The 3,036-nt window shown below is 58.5% G+C and carries 1 rRNA gene; it reads left to right on the top strand.

Going from position 1 to position 3,036, the window contains the following annotated elements:
- Positions 1 to 31 precede the first annotated feature (31 nt).
- Positions 32 to 3,036, top strand: a 23S ribosomal RNA gene (locus ACH35V_RS42245); the annotation flags it as partial.

Raw genomic sequence — 3,036 nt, 5'->3', positions numbered from 1 at the left:
TTATCTGCGATTTGTTTTGATCGTTTTGTGTGTTCAAGTTTTTTAGGGCATACGGTGGATGCCTTGGCATCAGGAGCCGATGAAGGACGTGGGAGCCTGCGATATGCCTCGGGGAGTCGGCAACCAGACTTTGATCCGGGGATTTCCGAATGGGGAAACCTGGCACCCGTCATGGGGTGTCGCCGCCGTCTGAATGTATAGGGCGGTTGGTGGGAACGCGGGGAAGTGAAACATCTCAGTACCCGCAGGAAGAGAAAACAATAGTGATTCCGTGAGTAGTGGTGAGCGAAAGCGGAGGAGCCTAAACCGTGCGCGTGTGATAGCCGGCAGGCGTTGCGTGTGCGGGGTTGTGGGACCATCCTGGTCCAGCTGCCGCTGGGTCGAGAAGTTATAAACTGCTCGGGTAGTTGAACGGCATGGGAAGGCCGACCGTAGACGGTGAGAGTCCGGTAGGCGAAACTCGAGTGGCTTCTGGGTGTGTTCCCGAGTAGCACGGGGCCCGTGTAATCCCGTGTGAATCTGCCACGACCACGTGGTAAGGCTGAATACTTCCTGGTGACCGATAGCGGACCAGTACCGTGAGGGAAAGGTGAAAAGTGCCCCGGTGAGGGGTCGTGAAAGAGTACCTGAAACCGTGTGCCTACAAGCCGTCAGAGCCTCCTCAGCGGGGACTTGTCCTTGTTGTTGGTGATGGCGTGCCTTTTGAAGAATGAGCCTGCGAGTTATGGTGTGTGGCGAGGTTAACCGGTGGCGGGTAGCCGTAGCGAAAGCGAGTCTGAATAGGGCGAATTTTAGTCGCATGCTGTAGACCCGAAGCGGGGTGATCTAGCCATGGGCAGGGTGAAGCGCCGGTAAGACGGTGTGGAGGCCCGAACCCACCAGGGTTGAAAACCTGGGGGATGACCTGTGGTTAGGGGTGAAAGGCCAATCAAACTCCGTGATAGCTGGTTCTCCCCGAAATGCATTTAGGTGCAGCGTTGCGTGTTGCTTGCCGGAGGTAGAGCTACTGGATGGCTGATGGGCCCGACAAGGTTACTGACGTCAGCCAAACTCCGAATGCCGGTAAGTTAGCGTGGCAGTGAGACTGCGGGGGATAAGCTTCGTAGTCGAGAGGGAAACAGCCCAGATCATCGGCTAAGGCCCCTAAGCGTGTGCTAAGTGGGAAAGGATGTGGAGTTGCCGTGACAACCAGGAGGTTGGCTTAGAAGCAGCCATCCTTGAAAGAGTGCGTAATAGCTCACTGGTCAAGTGATTCCGCGCCGACAATGTAGCGGGGCTCAAGCACACCGCCGAAGCCGTGGCATCCGCACCGTAAGGTGTGGGTGGGTAGGGGAGCGTCCTGCAGCCGGTGAAGCCTCCGAGTGATCGAGGGGTGGAGGCTGTGGGAGTGAGAATGCAGGCATGAGTAGCGAGTCACACGTGAGAAACGTGTGCGCCGGATGACCAAGGGTTCCTGGGGCAGGCTAATCCGCCCAGGGTAAGTCGGGACCTAAGGCGAGGCCGACAGGCGTAGTCGATGGACAACGGGTTGATATTCCCGTACCCGCTGGTATGCGCCAACGCCGAACCCTCTGATGCTAAGACCCTGAAACCTGGGTGGAGCCTTCGGGCTCTGGTTCGGGTGGAGCGGTCGGCCCGAGGGGGTAGTAGGTGAGCGATGGGGTGACGCAGGAGGGTAGCTCAGCCCGGGCGATGGTTGTCCCGGGGTAAGCATGTAGCCCGGTGTGCAGGTAAATCCGCACGCCATGTAAGGGTGAGATGTGATGCCGAGCCGTTTTAGGTGAAGTGAGTGATCCCATGCTGCCGAGAAAAGCCTCTAGTGAGTGTGCCGGCGGCCCGTACCCTAAACCGACTCAGGTGGTCAGGTAGAGAATACCAAGGCGATCGGGTGAACTGTGGTTAAGGAACTCGGCAAATTGCCCCCGTAACTTTGGGAGAAGGGGGACCACGCCCGGTGAACGTCCTTGCGGCGGGAGCTGGGGGTGGTCGCAGAGGCCAGGGGGAAGCGACTGTTTACTAAAAACACAGGTCCGTGCGAAGTCGTAAGACGCGGTATACGGACTGACGCCTGCCCGGTGCCGGAACGTTAAGAGGACCGGTTAGACCCTTCGGGGTCGAGGCTGAGAATCTAAGCGCCGGTAAACGGCGGTGGTAACTATAACCATCCTAAGGTAGCGAAATTCCTTGTCGGGTAAGTTCCGACCTGCACGAATGGCGTAACGACTTCCCCGCTGTCTCAACCACAGGCCCGGCGAAATTGCAGTACGAGTAAAGATGCTCGTTTCGCGCAGCAGGACGGAAAGACCCCGGGACCTTCACTATAGCTTGGCATTGGCGTTTGGAGCGTCTTGTGTAGGATAGGTGGGAGACTGTGAAGCCGGCACGCCAGTGTCGGTGGAGTCGTTGGTGAAATACCACTCTGGTCGTTTTGAGCGTCTAACCCGCGCCCGTGTATCCGGGTGGGGGACAGTGCCTGGTGGGTAGTTTAACTGGGGCGGTTGCCTCCTAAAGAGTAACGGAGGCGCCCAAAGGTTCCCTCAGCCTGGTTGGCAATCAGGTGGCGAGTGCAAGGGCACAAGGGAGCTTGACTGTGAGACGGACGTGTCGAGCAGGTGCGAAAGCAGGGCCTAGTGATCCGGCACCGGCGTGTGGAAGCGGTGTCGCTCAACGGCTAAAAGGTACCCCGGGGATAACAGGCTGATCTTCCCCAAGAGTCCATATCGACGGGATGGTTTGGCACCTCGATGTCGGCTCGTCGCATCCTGGGGCTGGAGTAGGTCCCAAGGGTTGGGCTGTTCGCCCATTAAAGCGGCACGCGAGCTGGGTTTAGAACGTCGCGAGACAGTTCGGTCCCTATCCGCTGCGCGCGTAGGAGAATTGAGAGGGTCTGTCCCTAGTACGAGAGGACCGGGACGGACGGACCTCTGGTGTGCCAGTTGTCCCGCCAGGGGCACGGCTGGTTGGCTACGTTCGGTCGGGATAACCGCTGAAAGCATCTAAGCGGGAAGCCTTCCTCGAGATGAGTTCTCCCACCCC

This window comes from Actinomadura sp. 1N219, assembly GCF_044326405.1.
In the GTDB taxonomy this organism is placed as follows: Bacteria; Actinomycetota; Actinomycetes; order Streptosporangiales; family Streptosporangiaceae; genus Spirillospora.
This window is presented reverse-complemented; position numbering and strand designations above follow the sequence as displayed.